16 protein-coding genes and 1 pseudogene are annotated in these 19087 nt (G+C 69.4%); 6 read left to right on the top strand and 11 right to left on the bottom strand.

Features of this window, described 5'->3' with window-relative positions; genetic code table 11:
* Position 1: 1 nt before the first annotated feature.
* Entirely contained in the window at positions 2–1045 is a 1044-nt protein-coding gene (locus AB0H36_RS10990; protein WP_360519952.1) for an L-erythro-3,5-diaminohexanoate dehydrogenase, read from the bottom strand.
* A gap of 169 nt (positions 1046–1214) precedes the next feature.
* Here AB0H36_RS10990 and AB0H36_RS10985 point away from each other — a divergent pair, with 169 nt between their 5' ends.
* The 3 genes and pseudogenes from AB0H36_RS10985 to AB0H36_RS10975 all read left to right on the top strand — a co-directional run.
* Complete coding sequence (locus AB0H36_RS10985) at positions 1215–2678, top strand: lysine 2,3-aminomutase (RefSeq protein ID WP_360520195.1); 1464 nt, start codon at positions 1215–1217, stop codon at positions 2676–2678.
* A 177-nt stretch (positions 2679–2855) separates the two neighbouring features.
* Positions 2856–4691, top strand: coding sequence for a hypothetical protein (locus tag AB0H36_RS10980; protein ID WP_360519950.1), 1836 nt, complete (start codon positions 2856–2858; stop codon positions 4689–4691).
* Between the two features lie 21 nt (positions 4692–4712).
* A pseudogene (locus AB0H36_RS10975) lies at positions 4713–4964 on the top strand (MOSC domain-containing protein); the annotation flags it as partial.
* A 59-nt stretch (positions 4965–5023) separates the two neighbouring features.
* Here the strand turns inward: AB0H36_RS10975 and AB0H36_RS10970 are convergent.
* The 4 genes from AB0H36_RS10970 to AB0H36_RS10955 all read right to left on the bottom strand — a co-directional run bounded on the left by AB0H36_RS10970 (position 5024) and on the right by AB0H36_RS10955 (position 8317).
* Positions 5024–5914 (bottom strand): S41 family peptidase, encoded by an 891-nt coding sequence (locus tag AB0H36_RS10970; protein ID WP_360519948.1) that lies wholly within the window; start codon positions 5912–5914, stop codon positions 5024–5026.
* A 69-nt stretch (positions 5915–5983) separates the two neighbouring features.
* A complete protein-coding gene (locus AB0H36_RS10965; RefSeq protein ID WP_360519946.1) occupies positions 5984–6652 on the bottom strand; it encodes an HAD family hydrolase in 669 nt (222 codons plus the stop codon).
* Positions 6649–7089 (bottom strand): Lrp/AsnC family transcriptional regulator, encoded by a 441-nt coding sequence (locus AB0H36_RS10960; protein ID WP_360519944.1) that lies wholly within the window; start codon positions 7087–7089, stop codon positions 6649–6651. The genes AB0H36_RS10965 and AB0H36_RS10960 overlap by 4 nt, the downstream gene beginning before the upstream one ends.
* 43 nt (positions 7090–7132) lie before the next feature.
* Positions 7133–8317, bottom strand: a complete 1185-nt coding sequence (locus AB0H36_RS10955) for an endonuclease/exonuclease/phosphatase family protein (RefSeq protein ID WP_360519942.1) — start codon at positions 8315–8317, stop codon at positions 7133–7135.
* Positions 8318–8451: 134 nt separating this feature from the next.
* Between AB0H36_RS10955 and AB0H36_RS10950 the strand changes: the two genes are divergently transcribed.
* Both AB0H36_RS10950 and AB0H36_RS10945 read left to right on the top strand, forming a co-directional pair.
* Positions 8452–9372, top strand: coding sequence for a 5'-3' exonuclease H3TH domain-containing protein (locus AB0H36_RS10950; RefSeq protein WP_360520193.1), 921 nt, complete (start codon positions 8452–8454; stop codon positions 9370–9372).
* A 110-nt stretch (positions 9373–9482) separates the two neighbouring features.
* The gene (locus AB0H36_RS10945) at positions 9483–10676 is read left to right on the top strand and encodes a M20 family metallopeptidase (protein WP_360519940.1); all 1194 of its coding nucleotides are present in this window, start codon (positions 9483–9485) and stop codon (positions 10674–10676) included.
* Here the strand turns inward: AB0H36_RS10945 and AB0H36_RS10940 are convergent.
* From AB0H36_RS10940 to AB0H36_RS10920, 5 genes are all read right to left on the bottom strand, one after another.
* Entirely contained in the window at positions 10673–11812 is a 1140-nt protein-coding gene (locus AB0H36_RS10940; RefSeq protein ID WP_360519938.1) for an MFS transporter, read from the bottom strand. The two genes, AB0H36_RS10945 and AB0H36_RS10940, sit on opposite strands and share 4 nt — an antisense overlap.
* Positions 11812–12393, bottom strand: coding sequence for a TetR/AcrR family transcriptional regulator (locus AB0H36_RS10935; protein ID WP_360519936.1), 582 nt, complete (start codon positions 12391–12393; stop codon positions 11812–11814). Before AB0H36_RS10935 ends, AB0H36_RS10940 begins: the two co-directional genes overlap by 1 nt.
* A 42-nt stretch (positions 12394–12435) precedes the next feature.
* Positions 12436–13368 (bottom strand): haloalkane dehalogenase, encoded by a 933-nt coding sequence (locus tag AB0H36_RS10930; RefSeq protein WP_360519934.1) that lies wholly within the window; start codon positions 13366–13368, stop codon positions 12436–12438.
* Between the two features lie 126 nt (positions 13369–13494).
* Entirely contained in the window at positions 13495–14145 is a 651-nt protein-coding gene (locus AB0H36_RS10925) for a response regulator transcription factor (RefSeq protein ID WP_360519932.1), read from the bottom strand.
* Positions 14138–16177: a sensor histidine kinase gene (locus tag AB0H36_RS10920; protein ID WP_360519930.1), complete on the bottom strand. Its 2040-nt coding sequence runs from the start codon at positions 16175–16177 to the stop codon at positions 14138–14140. The genes AB0H36_RS10925 and AB0H36_RS10920 overlap by 8 nt, the downstream gene beginning before the upstream one ends.
* A gap of 151 nt (positions 16178–16328) precedes the next feature.
* Between AB0H36_RS10920 and AB0H36_RS10915 the strand changes: the two genes are divergently transcribed.
* Positions 16329–16952, top strand: coding sequence for a hypothetical protein (locus AB0H36_RS10915; RefSeq protein WP_360519928.1), 624 nt, complete (start codon positions 16329–16331; stop codon positions 16950–16952).
* 39 nt (positions 16953–16991) lie between these two features.
* Here the strand turns inward: AB0H36_RS10915 and AB0H36_RS10910 are convergent, their stop codons facing one another.
* Positions 16992–19037: an ABC transporter ATP-binding protein gene (locus tag AB0H36_RS10910; protein WP_360519926.1), complete on the bottom strand. Its 2046-nt coding sequence runs from the start codon at positions 19035–19037 to the stop codon at positions 16992–16994.
* Between the last annotated feature and the right edge of the window lie 50 nt (positions 19038–19087).

Raw genomic sequence — 19087 nt, 5'->3', positions numbered from 1 at the left:
CTCAATCCTCCGCCAGCCTGCTTTCGAACAGTTCGCGGACACCCGGCTCACTGCGCAACAGCTCCATCGCGTAGTCCGCATGCCCCGGCACGTACCCGTTGCCGACCAGCATGGTCACGTCCGCCGCCAGGCCTTCCGCACCGAGCGCAGCGGCGGAGAACGACGTCGCCATCGAGAAGAAGATCACAGTGCCACCAGCCGCAGTCGCCAGTACGGCGCCATGCTCGCACCCTGGTACGTCGACGCACACCACGGTGATGTCCGCCGGTCCCCCGGCCTGCTCAACCGCTGCAGCGAGGGCCACCGGATCACGCGCGTCGGCAAGCGCGACCACGTCGGCCGGCCCTGCTGCGTTCAGCTTCTCGGCCTCGTGCTGGACCGGCACGATCCCGATAGTCCGGGCCGCACCCGCGTGCCGCGCTGCAGCAAGCGACAGCGACCCACTTTTACCTGCGCCGCCAATTACTGACACGACAGGCTTTGTGCCTTTGTCGACATACTGGCGCACCACGCGGGCGGTCAGCGCCGGTGCGCCGCATACGTCCATGACAGCCAGCGACAGCTCCGGCTTCAGGTCGTCCGGGAGCTTCGCGACGATCGACCGGGCGAACAGAATCGCGTGTCCCTGGGCCGGCACCTGCTCGCTCTTGCCGTCCCAGCTCGCCAGTGCGTCGGTGATCTGCAGCGGCGTCAGCGTGAGCGAGACCAAGGTCGCGACGCGGTCACCGGGCGCGACGCCGAGCGGCGACTCCGGGCCGACCTCGTCGACCACTCCGACGAGCATGCCGCCGGACCCGGTGACCGGGTTCTGCATCTTGCCGCGCGCCTCGACGATGTCGAGCACCGCCTGGCGGACCGCCGTACCGTCGCCGCCGTGCGCCTCGGCGAGCTGGCGGTACGACGCGGCGTCCAGGTTCAGCCGCTCGACCGCGATGCGGACCTCGTCCGGCCAGATCTCGGGACGCGCGTCGAGTTTCTCCGCCGCCTGCGGCAACACGCCGGACGGGGTGATCACACGGTGCAGTCCTACCGGGCTAGACGACACGGGGCCTCCTTCACGAGTAAGGCAAAATACTACTCAGATCGCGGTATGACGAGAATTCTTGCGGCGTACTGTTGGATCTGAGGGAAGTTCTATCGCTATCCTCACACTAGACCGCATCGCCCCTGAAGCCCCGGAGGCCTCTGTGACCGACCTGATCAGCCCCGCCGTGCTGCCCGAGGGTGGCGCCGTACCGCAGCCGGACGACCTCGCCGGCCAGCCGTACGCGTACCGGCGAGCCGAGCTGGTGGAGCCGGACTGGACTCGCATCCCGGGATGGAAGGACGTGACCACCGAGGAGTGGCGGTCGGTGCAGTGGCAGCGCGCGCACTGCGTGAAGAACGTCAAGCAGCTGCGCGACGTGATGGGCGACCTGCTCGAGGAGCGGCTCTACGAGGACCTCGCCCGGGACCAGGCCGAGCGGGCGACGATGTCGATGCTGCTGCCGCCGCAGATGCTCAACACGATCGTTCCCGACGACGACTACGCGGGGACCTTCACCGACGCGTTCTACGCCGACCCGGTCCGCCGCTACATGCTTCCGGTGTTCAGTGACCGTCGTACCGACTGGCCGTCGCACCCGCACGCGACTCGGGACTCGCTGCACGAGCACGAGATGTGGGCCACGGAGGGGTTGACCCACCGCTACCCGACGAAGGTGCTGGCGGAGGTCCTGCCGACCTGTCCGCAGTACTGCGGTCACTGCACCCGGATGGACCTGGTCGGCAACTCCACGCCGGTCATCGACAAGCTGAAGTTCGTCGCCAAGCCGCAGGCCCGGCTCGACGCGATGCTCGACTACCTGCGCCGTACGCCGGGAGTCCGCGACGTCGTCGTGTCCGGCGGTGACGTGGCGAACATGCCGTGGCCGCGGCTGGAGGCGTTCCTCAGCAGCCTGCTGGAGATCGAGAACATCCGCGACATCAGGCTGGCCACCAAGGCGCTGATGGGGATGCCGCAGCACTGGCTGTCGGACGACGTCCGGGCGGGTGTCGAGCGGGTCAGCCGGACCGCGCGCGAGCGCGGCGTGATGATGGCCATCCACACCCACGTGAACGCGGCGCAGTCGGTGACGCCGTTGGTGGCCGAGGCAACGAAGGCGATGTTCGAGGCCGGCATCCGGGACGTGCGCAACCAGGGTGTGCTGATGCGCGGCGTGAACGACTCGGTGCCGCAGTTGCTCGACCTGTGCTTCGCGCTGCTCGATGGCGCGACGATCACGCCGTACTACTTCTACATGTGCGACATGATCCCGTTCTCGGAGCACTGGCGAGTGTCGGTGCGCGACGCGCAGCACCTGCAGCACGGCATGCTCGGCTACCTGCCCGGCTTCGCCACCCCGCGCATCGTCTGCGACGTCCCGTACGTCGGCAAGCGCTGGGTGCACCAACTGTCCGAGTACGACGAGGTCCGCGGCATCTCGTACTGGAAGAAGAACTACCGCACCGGGATCGAGCACCAGGACCCGGAGGCACTGAACCGCACCTACGAGTACTACGACCCGATCGACTCCCTGCCCGCCGCCGGCCAGGAGTGGTGGAAGCAGCACGCCGGCACCTCCCTCGCCGAAGCCGAGAAGCGCGCCGCCGCCTCCCGCGAGGCCGCCGAGTCCCAGAAGCTCCTGCAGATCAACTAACCCGATCCCGTCTTCGGTGCCACCAATGCAGGGGGTGGCATCGGAGGCGTTCCGCTGGGCGCGGCAACTTCCGGCGACCCGAGACCCGAACCGCTCCAGTGCCCTGCACAACCGCTAGCATCGCGGCTGGTCAACCGTCCGGCCGGCCTGGGGCTTGCCGCGATCTCGGGAGTTCGTGTGCGGGTAGTCCGCTCTGTTCTTGGTGTCCTATTCGCCCTGCTCGGCCTGATCATCGGTGCCGCCGGAGCTGTTGCCGCCTTCTGGCTGGTCGGTCCGGACGACACGATCTACTCCGGTGAACAGCACCTCACCAGCAAGGGCCTGGCCATCGCCTCCGCTCCCTCGCTGCTGGACCGGCACGGTCCCACACTGCACGTCAACGCACGGTCGACCGACGGCAAACCGGTGTTCGTCGGCGTGGCTCGCGACTTCGATGCCGCCAGCTACCTCAAGGGGCGCGCCCACACCGAACTGGTGCAGGTCGAGTACCCGATCTCGCTCTCCACCCAGGACGTCAAAGGCGCCGCCGGTCCGCTGGCGGCCCCCGACACTCTCGACTGGTGGGTCGCCAAGGCCTCGGGCGCCGGCACCCAGGAGCTCACCTGGCCGATCGCCGACGGACCGTACTCCGTGGTGATCATGAGCGCCGACGGGAAAACCGCACCCGACGTCCAGGCCGACCTGGGCATCGAGATCCCGGACGCGTTCCTGACCTCCCTGGTCGTGTTCGCGGTCGGGCTGGTGCTGCTTGCCCTGGGCATCTTCCTGATCCTGTTCCGCGGCCGCCGTACCTCCACCCCGAACCCGGTCCCCGCCGCGCAGGGCGGCTACGGCCCGCCGCAGCACGGCCCGCAGTCGCCCGGTCCTTGGTCCTCCGGCGCGCAGTACCCCGGTCCGCAGCACCCCGGCCCGCAGCACCCCGGCCCGCAGCACCCCGGTCCGCAGTACCCCGGTCCGCAGTACCCCGGTCCGCAGTACCCCGGTCCGCAGTACCCCGGTCCGCAGCCTCCGCCTCAGCAGTCGCCGGCCGGTCCCCTCCGCCGGGGTGTGGCGCTGACGGCGGTGTTCGCATTGGTCAGTGGTTGCGCGGCGATCCCGGAGCCGAACACCGTCCGGACGCTGACCCGCCCGGCGGTCACCGACGAGACCGCAACTGCCGTCATCGAGCACTACAACGAGGTCAACAACGCCGCCAGCAGCAAGCGCGACGGCAAGCTGATCGCCACCGTCGAAGGCGGCAACGTGCTCCGCCAGAGCCAGGCCAGCTTCACGATCAGCCGGGCCCTCGACAAGGCCGGCAAGGAGCTGACCACGCCGTACCCCTACACCGAGCCGGTGGTCGGTGCGCCGTCCTTCGGCAGCTACCCGATGCGGTTCGTCTCCTCGGCCGAGATGTCCGGCACCTCGGAGTACAGGCACCTGGGTGTCTGGGAACGCGAGACCGCCGGCAGCCCCTGGCTGCTCACGTTCTCCGCGGGCCCGAAGAAGGCCGTCCAGCTACCCGACCTCGCCGGCGTCCGGCCGGCAACGAAGTCCGACGACGCCAAACTCGTCGCCGCTCCACAAGCAGCCGCAAAGGCCCTCGCCGAGTACCTGACCGCCGGCGCCAAGTCCGCCCGCGCCGCGTCGTTCGCACCCTCCACGGAGATCACCGAATACCTCGCAAATGTCGCGCGGGACAAGGCCGAGGCGCTCGACGAGCCGCAGTACTTCCGCACCGCCACCGTCACCACCACCGTCAGCGAACCGCCGACGTCCTTCGTGACCAAGTCCGGCACCGCCCTGGTCTTCGTCTATCTCACCAGGGACTACCTCGCGACGGCTCAACCGAACTCCTGGCTCAGGTGGGTGAGCGGGCCGGTCGTCGCGTTCAGCCCGAGCACGGTGCGGCACGACAACGCCTTGACGAAGAAGTCCCTCGTCGATGCCGCGCTGCTGATCCCGCCGAAGGGCGGCGGCAAGATCCGGCTCGTCTCCCTCGAGTCCCAGCTGATCGACGCCGGCGGCTACTGACGGTCCGCCCCGTGGGACGACGTGAAGCCGGGCGAACTGGGTGAGAACATCACCACCCGCGGCATCGACCTCCTCGGACTCCCCCAGGGCACGCGGCTGCGCATCGGCCCCGCGGCAGTCCTCGAAGTCACCGGCCTCCGCAGCTCGTGTCAGCAGATCAACACCTTCACCCCCGGCCTGCTCAAGGAGCTCATCCACACCGACCCCGACGGCGCCGTCGTGCGCAAAACCGGCATCATGTCCGTCGTGGTGACCGATGGAGTCATCCACCCCGACGACCCGATCGTGGTGGACCTACCCGCCGCCCCGCACGTGCCGCTCGACGTGGTCTATCAGCCGAGTCGTTCCAGTGCAGCCTTGAGGGCCGTGTCGAGTGCGTGGTCGGCTGGGACGGGAACATCGGGGATCACTCCGACGCCTTCCCAGTTGGTGCCGGTCACGCTGTTGATGGTCCGGGCGGTCGGCACGGTCACGAGGATATGTTCGGTCACCGCGTGGCGGGCCGTCGGATGCGCGCCGCCGCGTGTCGTCTCACCAACGATGACGGCTCGGCCGTGCGCTTGAAGGGTGTACGCCACGTCCTCGCCCCCAGAGAACGTGATCTCGCTGGTGAGTACATAGACCGGGTGGTCCACATAGCGCGGCGCAGGAAGGTGCGCGCTCGTCCAGTACTGGCGGGTGGTGCCGGTGGACCGCTCGTAGATGTCGTTGAGGTGCACCTGGTCGTCGCGGAAGAAGTAGCTGCACCACATCGCTGCCCCCTCCGGTGCACCGCCGCGACATGCGCGCAGGTCCAGGATGAGTGCAGCGCTGTGGGCGACCAGCTGCATCGCCGCGCCGATCGCGCCGGCGCCCTCGTCGGCGAACGCGATGCGCCTGACGTCGATGAGCCCGACGTTCCCGTCCAACTGCTCGACCCGGCGGATCCCCTGGTTCTCTGCCCTGAGGAGCGCAAGGAACGCGGCTCGCCCTTCATCTGCGTCCGCCGGATCCAGTGACTGCGGCTCGTCCACCCAGAGCAGCCGCAGATGCTTGTCCGGGCACACCTCCTGAAGGTGCGTGGTCACCAGCTCGCAGAGCACCTGTCCGTCCAGGTTGTCGTACTCCCCAGCCGCGAGACGGTGCCGGATCGCGGCGTCGATGTCCGCGGTCAGCTCAGGAAAGACATACCCAGCCTCGATTCTGTCCAGAGCCTGACCGACGATCTGTTCGTTTGTGAGCACGGCGAGCCACGCTAGACCGTGAACCAGCCGCACGGCCACCGAATTTCCAGCGGACCGAGTCGTTGAAGGTCAGGCAGGTGCGCCGATCAGGCTGGGCAACTCGGTGAAGGACCTGACCGTGGGGCCGGTCCAGGTGGGGTCGCTGTCGGAGTGCTCGGTGGTGCGGATGGCGTGCATACCGAGGGCCGCGGCGCCGGGGAGTTCCTTGTCGTTGCCGTCGCCGATGTAGATGCAGTCGGTCGGCTCGACTTCGAGGGCGTTGCAGGCGGCCAGGTAGATCTTGGGCTCCGGTTTGGCGGCGCCGACCTCGGCGGAGAAGGCGGTGGTCTCGAAGTACGGCGGCAGCGGACTGTGGGCCCACTGGAGCTGGGTCTCCGACGTGATGTTGCTGACCAGACCGAGCCGCCAATCCGCTGAACGCAAAGCCTCCAACGCAGCCAGGGTGCCCGCAGGGGCGGCGCTGAGCAGGCGCCGGGACAGGTCGCGGCGCATGGCGGTGGCGTCGAGCACCTGCTTGTCCGACGGATCGGCGCCAGTGCGGCGGGCGATCACGCGCAACGTGCTCGGCAGGTCGCCGTACGCGCCGATGAAACGCTCGTACGACGTCGCGGCGAACTCCCGCGTGAACGCCTCGGCATCCACCCCGAGCACCTCACACATCGCCTGGTTCACCACCTCGCGCTCGGCGTCCCCACCCGGCACGAGCGTGCTGAACAGATCAACCAGCAGCGCCTTCACAGCGCCGGGGGACGGCGTTCGTACGGCGTGCTGAGGACGATTGTGGTTGTGGTCGAGACGTTGGCGCGGGCGCGGATGACGGCCAGCAGGTTCTCCAGCGCGGCCGGTGAGGCGACCCGGACGACCAGGATGTAGCTGGAGTCGCCGGCCACCGAGTAGCAGGATTCGATCTCGCGGACCTCGCGGAGCCGCTCGGGCGAGTCGTCCGGCTGGGAGGGGTCGATCGGCCGGATCGAGATCAGCGCGGTGAGCGGCAGGTCGAGGGCGGTGTGGTCGACCGTTGCCGCGTACCCCTGGATGATGCCGCGCTGCTCCAGCCGCTTGACCCGCTGGTGCACGGCCGAGGTGGACAGGCCGGTCGCCTTGCCCAGGTCGGTGAAACTCATCCGGCCGTCGGTCGCCAGCAACCCCACGATCTTGCGGTCCAGGTCCTCCACGGTGATGACCTTACTGGAGCAAGGCGCCCGCCCGCAGACGTTCTCACCGGGACAGGGTCAGCACCACCCCGGCGTGGTCCGAGGGCCAGAGCCCGGTGACCGGATCCTTGGCCGCGCTGGTGGCCCCGGTGACCTCCCCGGCGACGACCCGGACCTGTTCGCCGGGCGCCGGGCGGGCGAAGATCATGTCGATCCGGTGGTCGAACGACGGTGGCGCCGGTTCGTCGACGGTCTCGTTCAGGCCGGACGTCCACCCCTGCTCCGCAGGTCGCCAGGTCAGCCAGAGATCGGTGAACCCGCCCGGTCCGGTGATGAAGTTGTACGGCCCGTTGTGTGGCGTGCCGAGCGGATCGGTCGGTTTGACGGTGCTGTTCAGGGGATCGGAGTTGCAGTCGCAGCCGATGATCGTGGTCCGTCCGCGGTCGCCCGCCGGACCGCTCAGCATCTCCATCGCCTGGGCCAGGGCCAGGTCGGAGCTGAAGGCCTCCAGATGGGTGTTGACGAACCGGAACGACCGGCCCGACCCGTGCGCGACGTCGACCCAGTTGAAACCACGAATGGTCGTGGCCGGCAGACCCGCGACGTCGAGCACGAGCCGGGCGTCGTACTGTCCGCTGCCCGAGTCGATGACGCGGAGATTGCTGGAGGCCCGGAGCAGCACGACATCGCTGACCGTGAGTCGCACATCGCGCCCCTGGGTCGCCATACCTGTGAACGGGTTGCCGACGAAGGCGGGCGCCTCCACGTCGGACTCCCGCTGTACGACGACAGCCTTGTAAGGTACGCCGGCCTGGCGGAGATCCTGGAGGAGGATCGCCAGGAAGTCGTAGTCGACCGTTGTGGCGTTGAGCGCCCCCGGGCTTCCCGCGCCCGGCAGTTCGAGCGGCCCGTGCCGCCACAGCGCGACCTCCTGGACGCCGATCAGGTCCGGCTTCGCGCCGGCGATCTCCGCCGCGAGCAACTCGCTGCGGCGCGGGAAGTTCGTGCGGTCGACGATCTGCCGGGTGACGTGGTTCGCGTTGCCGAGCGCGACGAACGCCGCGGCCCCGGTGAGTCCGGCGGTGGCCCGGATCGGCCGCTGGATGTCCGCACCCAGGTAGATGTTGCGGGTCATCACGGTGACCGGCTTGTTCGGCTCGGCCAGGGCGGGAGCGGCGTGCAGCGGTACGGCGAGCAACGCCAACGCCGACGCGAGCCCGATCAATCTGGACGGCAACGACCTGTGCATGCGATCCCCTCCCCGGACACCCTGAACTGATCCTTGGGGCGTCGCGGCGTTCTGGCAAGGGCTCGTGGCGGTGATCGCGGTCTGTCGGAGGGCTGTGAAAGCATCACCCCATGGCTGAGACGGCGCAGCGCCTGATGCTGCTGGACACCGCGTCGCTGTACTTCCGCGCGTTCTTCGGCGTGCCGGACACGATGAAGGCCGCCGACGGGACGCCGACCAACGCGGTCCGCGGCCTGCTCGACTTCATCGCCCGGCTGACCGAGAACCACCGGCCGACCCACCTGGTCGCCTGCTGGGACGACAACTGGCGGCCGTCCTGGCGGGTCGCGCTGATCCCGTCGTACAAGGCGCAGCGGGTCGAGTTCGTCACCGCGAAGGGTGAGCAGGTCGAGGACGTGCCGGACCGGCTCGAGGTCCAGGTGCCCTACATCCGGGCCTGCCTGGAGGCGCTCGGGATCGCCGTCGTCGGCGCCGCGGACCACGAGGCGGACGACGTGATCGGCACGCTGTGCCACCAGGCGACCATGCCGGTGGACGTGGTCACCGGTGACCGCGACCTGTTCCAGCTCATCGACGACAGCCGCGGCATCCGCGTCGTCTACACCGCCGCACGCGGCGTCGGCCGGGCGGACGTGTACGACGAGAAGGCGCTGCTCGCCAAGTACGAGATCCCCGCCAACCGGTACGCCGACTTCGCCACGCTCCGCGGCGACGCCTCGGACGGCCTGCCCGGCGTCAAGGGCGTCGGTGAGAAGACGGCCGCCTCCCTCGTCACCGCGTACGGCGACCTGGACGGCATCCGCGCGGCGGCCGCCGACCCGAGCACACCGATGGCGCCGTCGGTGAAACGGAAGATCCTGGACGCGAGCGACTACCTCGATGTCGCCACGAAGGTCGTCGCGGTGGCCAAGGACGCCCCGGTCGGGACGTTCGACGCGACCATTCCGCACGAGGTGAAGGACCCCGAGCGCTGGCTCGACCTGGTCGAGCTCCTCGAGCTCGGCAGCAGCGCGCAACGCGTGATGTCCGCGCTGAAGCTGGGTCCCAAGGCATGACTGTGCTGATGCCGCGACTCCGTCGCGGCGGGTCATGGGGCCTCCCGGCCTTCCCTCGTCTCTCCGGTCGCTTCGCTCCCTCCGTTCCTCAGTCCAGGCCGGGAGGCCCCATGACCAGGCGCCAGCTCGCCGAGCAGTTCCGCGGTGAGATCGTCGAGTTGCGTCGTGCCCTGCATCAGGTCCCGGAGTACGACCTCGACCTGCCCAAGACGCAGCAGCTGGTCCTGAACGCGCTCGAGGGCCTGCCGCTCGAGATCACCCTCGGCAAGGAGCTGTCCTCGGTGACGGCCGTGCTGCGCGGCGGCCGTGGACCAGGGCCGGTCGTGCTGCTGCGTGGAGACATGGACGCGCTTCCGGTCACCGAGCGGACCGCCGTTCCGTACATCTCCCAGCACCCCGGGATGATGCATGCCTGCGGCCACGACCTGCACGTTGCCGGCCTGGTCGGCGCGGCGAAGATACTGTCCGCGTTGAAGGACGAGCTCCCCGGCGACGTCGTGTTCATGTTCCAGCCTGGTGAAGAGACCAGCGGCGGCGCGCCGATCATGATCCGCGAAGGTGTCCTCGACGCGGCCGGACGGCGTGCGGACGCGGCGTACGGGCTGCATGTCGGGTCCGCCAACCAGCCGCTGGGGATGTGGAGCAGCAGGCCCGGCCCGTTCATGGCCGCGGCCGACCAGTTGCACGTCCGCGTCGTCGGCGCCGGCACGCACGGCGCGACGCCGTACCGCGGCAAGGACCCGATCCCGGTGCTCTGCGAGATCGTCGGCGCCTTGCAGGCCATGGTGACGCGGCAGTTCGACGTGTTCGACCCGGTCGTGCTCACCGTCGGGCGGATCGCGGGCGGGACGAAGGAGAACATCATCCCGGACGACGCGTTCTTCGACGCGACGGTCCGGACCTTCTCCGAGGCGGCCCGGACCAAGGTCCAGCAAGCCGCGACCCAGCTGGTCGAGGGGATGGCGGCCGCGCACGGGCTGACAGCCGAGGTGAAGTACCAGCTCGGCTACCCGGTGACGGTCAACAACGCCGCGGAGTACGAGTTCGCCCGGAGCACGATCGTCGACCTCTTCGGCGCCGACCGGTTCCGCGAGCGTCCCAATCCGCGGTGCGGCGCCGAGGACATGTCGTACGTCCTGCAAGAGGTCCCCGGCGTCTACCTCAACATCAGCGCCTGCCGGTCCGCCGACCCGGACGCCGCTCCCGACAACCACTCGCCGCTGGCCGACTTCGACGACTCGATCCTCCCGGACGCGTCCGCCCTGCTGGCCGAGCTCGCCGTACGACGCCTCGCCCGCGGCTAACCCGCCTTCGCGCGAGTCCAGGCCAGCGCGGACAGGCCGATGCCCAGCACCGTGGTCAGCGCCGCGGCGAGGTAGACCGTCGACAGCCCTGGCCCGCCGATCACGCGTCCGCCGAGCCACCCGGCGAAGGCGGCCGCGACCTGGTACGCCGAGGCGTTGACGGCAATCGCCAGCGTCGGCGCCGCGACTGCGGTGGCGAGGACGCGTGTCTGCATGCCCGGGATCACGGAGAAGCCGACCGCCCCCGCGGCGAAGACCAGGACCGCCGTCATCGTCGTGCCGGTGGTCATCCACAGCCCGAGGAAGATCGCGACGAGCACGGTCAAGGCACCGAGTTGTGACGGCAGCAGAGCACGATCGGCCAGCCAGCCGCCGACCAGGTTGCCGACCGTGGCGCCGACGCCGTACAGCAGGAGCATGGGAGCGATCGCGCCGGCGCCGAACGAGCTGACCTCGGTCAGCAGCGGCGAGAGGTAGGTGAACACCATCAAGAGCCCGATGTTGGCAACCGCGGTCACCGCGATCGCCAACTGCAGATCGCGGTGGCGGAAGGCAGCGAGCTCGGTGAGTGCACCACCTCGCGTCCCGGGCTGATCCGACGGCACGAGCCTGCTGACCAGCAACAGGCCGACCGCGCAGACGAGAGTGATCCCTCCGAAGGTGGCTCGCCAGCCGAAGGCGGCACCGATCCACGTGCCGAGCGGCGCACCGAGGATCATGGCCAGGTTCATGCCGAAGGCAAGCTTCGCGACTGTGGTGCCTTGCTTCTCCGGGGGTGCGGCGGAGACGGCGATCACGATGGCGTTGGCGAAGAAGGTCGAGGTGACCAGCGCGGTCACGATCCGCGCCGCGAACAGGACGCCGTACCCGGGAGCGAGCGCCGAGAGCAGGTTGCCGGCGACCGCGACGGCCAGCAGGGCGAGCACCACCGGCTTGCGTGGCCGGCCTGCAGTGAGGGCCGTGAGCAACGGTCCCCCGACGATCATGCCGAGCGCGTACGCCGTCACGAGCAAACCGGCGGCGGGGATCGACACCGCCAGGTCGTCGGCGACCGCGGGCAGGATCCCGGCCAGGACGAACTCGCCGGTGGTGACGCCGAAGACGCAGACCAGCAGTGCCGGCAGCGGGCCGCGCATCAGAGCGCTGCGACGGTGCCGTCGACCACGTCGAGCAGCGCCTGCCGGTCGTCGGTGACCTTGGCCAGCACGCGCAGGCCGTAGTACGCGCTCTGGAACATGCGAGCGACCTGCGTCGGCGACCGGTCCGCCGACAGCTCACCGGACTCCTGCCCGATCGTGATCAGGGCGACAAGTGCCTCCTCGAGGTCCTTGAACTGTCGATGGACCAGCCCGGCGACCTCGCCGGTCCGGCCGCTGGTCTCGGTCGCGGCGTTGAGGGCGAGGCAGCCACGCCGACCGGGATCGTTCAGGTCGAGCTCGACCATGCTGAGCATCAGGCTCCGCAGCCGGTCGCGAACCGAGCCGTCGGTGGGCGCCAGCTCGTCCAGCTGCTGTGCTGCGCGCGTGGCGGCGTACCGCTTGATCGCCTCTTCGTAGATCGCGTGCTTGCTCGCGTACGCATTGTAGAGACTCCCCCGCTGCAACCCGGTGCGCTCACACAGGTCCTGCGTCGTGGTCGCTTCGTACCCCTTCTCCCAGAACACCTCCATCGCCGCGTCGAGGACGGCACTGTCACTGAACTTCCGGGGCCTGGCCATGACCCGACGCTAACCCATTCTTGACTGTTCAGTCAAAAACTCTCAGGGGGTAGCCGCGATGAACGAGGTGACGGCCGCGGCGAACTCGGCCGGCCGGTCTTCCTGCACGAAGTGCGCGGCGTTCGGGATGGCGACGTGCGGCTGGCCCTGCGCCCCTGGGATGCGGCCGGACAACGCTTCATGGTTGCCGCGGCTGACGTGGTCCTGCGCGCTGAAGGCGCACAGGAACGGTGTCCGCAGCTTCTCCAGCACCTTCCACGCGTCCACGATCAGCGGGTTCGAGTCGTCCTGGGCCGTGATCGGGATGAGTACGGCGAACCGGCGTACGCCGTGCAGGTACTCGTCGCCCGGGTACGGCGCGTCGTACGCCGCCCGCACGGCCGGTGCCAGCGCGGTCTGCGCGAAGCCGTCGACGATCAGGCCCGGCTGCAAGTCCCTGGTGCGCTGGGTGTACTGCAGCCACTCGGCGACGGACCGCCAGCCCGGGCCGAGGTCGCCGCCGCCGGCCCGGAGACCGGTGTTCGACGCGACCACACGACGGAAGCGGGTCGGGTTCTGCGCGAGCAGGAGCAGTCCGAGCGTCCCGCCCCAGTCGTGGCACACCAGGGTCACGTCTCGCAGCCCGAGGTGGTCGAACAGGGTCTCGCGCAGCCAGCGGACGTGGTTCGCGTAGGTGTAGGCGAACCGGTCGACCACCTTGTCCGACTTGCCGAAGCCGATCAGGTCGACGGCCACACAGCGATGCCCGGCCGCGACCAAGGGCGGGATGACGTGCCGGTACAGGTAGCTCCACGACGGGTTGCCGTGCAGCAGCACCACGGTCTCGCCCGATGCCTCTGCCGGATCGCTCGGGCGCTCGTCGACGTAATGCATCCGCACCACGTCGCCGGACCCATTGCCGAGCCTGACCTCTGCGTAGTGCGGCTCGAACGGGTAGTCCGGCAATTCCGCGAACCGCTCTTCAGGTGTACGCACCACCGTCATCATTTCGCTTCCCTTCTCTCAGTTGACGCGTCCTGAGAGGGAAAACGGCGGCCCGGTGTGACATCGCCGGGCCGGCTTGTGACGCAGCTCGCACCTAAGGTTGTCGTCAGCAACCCTTCAGTGACCCAGTCCAGCGTCGCGGGCCCGGATGATGGCCTCGGCGCGGTCGGCGACGTGCAGTTTGGCGAAGATGTTCGACACGTTGTTGCGGACCGTCTTCGGCGACAGGTAGAGCTCGGCGGCGATCTGAGCGTTGGAGCGGCCGGCCGCGACGAGGGCGAGGATCTCATGCTCGCGTGCGGTCAGCTGCGGGAACGGACTGCCGGGCGTCGCGGCCGGGGCGGCCGAGAAGAACTCGGCGACCCGGCGGGCGATGGCCGGGCCGAAAATCGCCTCGCCCTGCGCGACCGCGGTGATCGCGCGGACGATCTCGGCCTGGTTCGCGCCCTTCAGCAAGTAGCCGCGGGCCCCGGCGCGCATGGCGGCGAACAGGGTCTGGTCCTCCTCGGCCATCGTGAGTACGACGATGCCGATGTGCGGACTGTCCGCCGTGATGGCCCGGGTCGCCTCGATCCCGTCCAGCCGCGGCATCTGCACGTCCATCACCACGACATCGGGCTGCAGCTCGCGCGCCCGGTCCACGGCCTCCACGCCGTCGGCCGCCGTACCGACGACCTCGACGCCGTCCAGCGAGCCGAGCAACGCGGCCAGCCCGTCGCGGTAGACGGGATGGTCGTCGGCCAGCAGCACCCGCACCGGCTCAGCCATGGACGACCTCCGGTACGGCGTCCAACGGCAAGGTCACCCGGACGACGGTGCCACCACTCGCCGGGCACGTGACGCTGCAGACTCCGCCGAGCTCGGCGGCCCGTTCCCGCACCGACAGCATCCCCACGCCCGCCGCCACCTCCGCACCGATCCCGACTCCGTCATCGCTCACCGACAACTCCAACGCCGTCCCGTCCACCCGCAGCGTGATGTCACACCGGCTCGCTTCGGCGTGGCGGGCAACGTTCGTCAACGCCTCCGAGGCGATCCGGTACGCCGCCACCTCGACGCCGGCCGGCAACGGGCCGAGCGCATCCGCGTCGACCGACACAGCCAACCCGCCGAGCCGGAAGCGCTCTGCCTGCTGCTCGATCGCGCGTACCAGCCCGAGCTCGTCCAACGACGGCGGACGCAGGTCGTAGACCAGCCGCCGTACGTCGGCCAACGCGGCCGCAACCTCGGTCGTCGCCTGGTCGAGCATCCGATCGGCCTCCTCCGGCGCGGACTTCGCCAGGTTGCGGGCGGTCTCGATCCGCAGCGCGACCGCGCCGAGGCTCGGCCCCAGGCTGTCGTGCAGATCGCGGCGCAGCCGGCGGCGTTCCTCCTCGCGGGCGGCGACCAGGCGACTCCGGCTCTGCTGGAGCTCGGTGCTCAACTCACTGGCTCGCGCCGCCGCGGCCGCCTGCCTGACCAGATCACCGAGCAGTCGTTGGTCCCGCTCGGACAACGCCGTACCGCCGCCGGGAGAGAACACCAGCCGCCCGACCGGCTCACCGCGATAACCGACCGGCAGCGCGTGCAGCGGTTCCGACTCCCGTCCGTGCTCCACGATGGCGAACCCTTCGATCTCCACGCGGACGTACGGCAGCCGGAACGCCTCGGCCAGCGTGCGGGCGACCGCGCGGAGCTGCTCGTCCGGGTCGGCGGCCGACTCCAGCCGCTCGGCCAGCGTGGACATCGTGGCGTACGGGTCATCGCGTGAGCCCCGGACGAGGCGGCGTACCCATCGCCAGAGCCGGCTCCGCAGTGGTGCGTAGACCACGGCAACGACGGCGATCGCGACCAGGGCGGCATCCCGCTCGCCGAGGACCCCACCGGCGATCGCGAACACAGCCAGGTCGACGCCGACCACGAGCACCGCGAGGACGCCGTACAGGAACGTCGCCGAGAGCAACCGATCCACGTCGTACAGGCGGTGCTTGTTGACCGCGACGACGATCGCGGCCGAGGTGAGCGCGATCGCCAGGCCGAACATGATCGCCGAGACCGCGGGCGGGTTCTCGAACGGGACGAGCAGCACGATCATGTCGACCAGCGCGGCCCACATCAGCCAGCGGATCTGCGCCCGCCGCTCCCGCGCGGCCGCCCGGTAGCGGTGCACGGTCACGGCGAACGGAACAACGAGACTCACGAGCACGGCCGTGTAGGCGACCTGCAGCAGCGGCTCCCAGACACCGTACGGCAGGTCGATGCTGAACGGGTCCAGTGACAGCTGGGTGATTTCGGGCGGTAGCGCGGCGTTGTGGTAGCGCTCCAAGGTCTCCATGGGCGCGACCAGCAGCAGAAGCGGGAGCAGCACGGTCAGCGCGAGGCTGACGATCGACAGCCACCGCCAGAGCCGAGCGGTGGGCAGCCTTCCATCCGGGAAGAGCAGGATGAGCAACGGCAACCCAAGCAACAGGAACGCACCGAAGCGGGAGTAGAACCAGTACGCCGCCGACGCGCCGGGCAGCCCTGGAGACGTGTAGATCGCGTACGTCGCCCAGCTCGAGGCGAACCCGTCGATGATCCACAACAGGCCGGAGCCGGTCAGGATCCAGGCGATCGGGTGCCGCGGGAGACGCTGCAGGAGCAACAGACCGGGTATGAGCTGCGCGAGCCCGGACAGGGCGGCGGTCCAGCCCGCGTCCAGCTCGGCCGCGGGCGGAGGATCGGCGTTCCGGAGGTCGAGCGCCACCGTGGCAGCGACCAGCAGAAGCGCGGCTGCCCCGAGTACAGCCGGCCCCCATCCCCTCCGTGTGTCCTCCCCCACCGCTGCATTGTCACCCAGAGTGTGTCCCGCCGTCGCGGGTCAGCTGTCCCGTCCCGACTCGGGACACCGCCGGGGACCGCAGGCCCTGCCTCCCGGGTCGGCCGGCCCCGAAGACTCGTTGGCAAGACAAACCTCAGGGGGAGGAACTGCAATGACTACCACGCCTGCCAGGGCTCGCACCGACGTAGCACCGACGCTGCGCTCGACCACCGGCCCAGCAGAACGGTCGATCCGGCGACTGGGTCTGGGACTGACCGCGGGGACGCTGACGTGGGCCGCGAGCATCTTCGCGTTCACCACGGTGAACGACGGGGTGCCCGAGCGGATCGGGGACCTGACCGGGCTGGCGTTCCAGCTCGGCGTGTTCTGCCTGCTGGCGATCCAGTTCAAGACGCGCGCCACCGGCCGCTCACTCGTCCTGCTCAAGGTTGAGGCCGTCATCCTCGGGATCGCGAGCGTCTGGTCGCTGCTCCACGGGGTGCTGCCCGAGCCGCACCAGGACGCGGCCTGGCTGGTGCCGCTGGACATCTGCTGGCCGCTCTCGATGCTCGGAATGGCGGTGATCGCCGTGAAGATCGCCTTCGCCGGCCGCTGGCGCGGCGTACTCCGGTGGTGGCCCCTGATCGCCGAGAGCTGGGCGGTCGTGACGGTCCCGTCCATGATCCTCTTCGGCGACCAGGCCTCCCGCTGGGTAGGCGGTACGCACCTGCTGATCGGCTACGCCACCCTCGGCATCCTGATCGCCCTGAAGCCCCACCTCGTCGTCCCGAAGTAAGCCGAAGGGGGTGCCACTCGGTGGCACCCCCTTCAGCCATCAGACCCGGACTGCGCCGCCGGGTGGGGCGGCGGGCGCGGGGGCTTCCTGGTCGATGTCGACGACCGCTCCGCTGAACTGCGCGTTGTAGAGGCGGGCGTAGGCGCCGTCCACTGTGAGGAGCTCCTGATGGTTGCCCTGCTCGACGATCGCGCCGTCCTCCATGACCAGGATCAGGTCCGCGTCGCGGATCGTGGACAGGCGGTGGGCGATCACGAAGCTGGTCCGATCTGAGCGCAGGGCGGCCATCGCCCGTTGCACCAGCACCTCGGTGCGGGTGTCGACCGAGCTGGTCGCCTCGTCCAGGATCAGCAGCTGCGGGTCGGCCAGGAACGCCCTGGCGATGGTCAGCAGCTGCTTCTCACCGGCGCTGACGTTGCTGCCCTCCTCGTCGATCACCGTGTCGTACCCGTCCGGCAGGCTGTGGACGAACCGGTCGACGTACGTCGCCTTGGCCGCAGCGAGCATGTCCTCCTCGGTCGCGTTCAGGTTGCCGTACAGCAGGTTGTCCCGGATCGTGCCACCGAACAGCCAGGTGTCCTGCAGCACCATGCCGATCCGCGACCGCAGGTCGTACCGGGTCAGCTCGGTGATGTCGACGCCGTCCAGCGTGATCCGGCCGCCGTTCAGCTCGTAGAACCGCATGATCAGGTTGACCAGCGTGGTCTTGCCGGCCCCGGTCGGGCCGACGATCGCAACCGTCTGGCCGGGTTCGGCGACCAGGCTCAGGTCGGTGATCAGCGGCTTGTCCGGGTCGTACGAGAACGAGACGTGCTCGAACTCGACCCGGCCACGGGCGTCGGTGACCTTCTCCGGCGTCTCGTCGTCCGGCACCTGCTCCTTCGCGTCCAGCACCTCGAAGACCCGCTCGGCCGACGCCACCCCGGACTGCAGGAGGTTCGCCATCGAGGCCACCTGGGTGAGCGGCTGGGTGAACTGGCGCGAGTACTGGATGAACGCCTGGACGTCGCCCAGCGACATCGTGCCGGAGGCGACCCGCAGACCGCCGACCACCGCGATCACCACGTAGTTCAGGTTCCCGATGAACATCATCAGCGGCATGATCAGGCCGGAGATGAACTGCGCGCCGAACGCGGCCTGGTACAGCTCCTCGTTCTTCTTCGCGAAGTCCGCCTCGATCTCCTTCTGCCGGCCGAACACCTTGACCAGCTCGTGCCCGGTGAACGCCTCCTCGATCTGGCCGTTCAGCGCGCCGGTGTGCCGCCACTGCGCCACGAACCGGGTCTGCGACCGCTTCGCGATCGCCGCGGTCACGATCATCGAGATCGGGATCGTGACGAGCGCGATCAGCGCCAGCAGCGGCGAGACCACGAACATCATCGTCACCACGCCGATCACCGTCAGCAGCGAGGTGAGGAGCTGGCTCAACGTCTGCTGCAGGCTGGTCGAGATGTTGTCGATGTCGTTGGTCACCCGGCTCAGCAGCTCACCGCGCGGCGCGCCGTCGAAGTAGCTCAGCGGCAGCCGGTTGAGCTTGTCCTCCACCTCGGATCGCAGGTCGAAGATGGTGCGCTGGACGATCCCGTTCAGGATGTAGCCCTGCATCCAGGACAGCACGAACGACCCGGCGTACAGGCACAGCACCAGCAGCAGGACATTGCGCAGGGCATCGAAGTCGATGCCGACGCCGGGGATCAGGTCGATCCCCTGCAGCAGGTCGGCGAGCCGGCCGTTGCCGGAGGCCCGGGTCTGCTCGATCACCTGCTCCTTGCTCATTCCGCTCGGCAGCCCCTTGCCGATCGCGCCGGCGAAGATGATGTCGGTCGCCCGGCCGAGGATCTTCGGGCCGAGCACTGACAGCGTGACGCTGCCGATCGCGAGCAGGATGACGCCGAACACCTGGGTCCGGTGCGGGCGCAGCCGGGCCAGCAGCCGCTTCGCCGACGGCAGGAAGTCCAGCGACTTGTCCCCCGGGATCCCGCCCGGCGGCCCGAACGCCCGCCCGGTCGTCGGCCGCTCGGTCGCCTTCACCGTGGCCGGCCCCTGCCCATTGGGAGACGGCGGTGTCGTCTTCTCCTCGCTCATCGACGTCCTCGCTTCGCTCCGGGCGCCGATGAGGCTCGAGGCGCACTGTG

This window comes from Kribbella sp. NPDC050820, assembly GCF_040653975.1.
GTDB lineage: Bacteria > Actinomycetota > Actinomycetes > Propionibacteriales > Kribbellaceae > Kribbella.
Note: the sequence above shows the minus strand (reverse complement) of the source record. Positions and strands in the feature narration are given on the sequence as shown.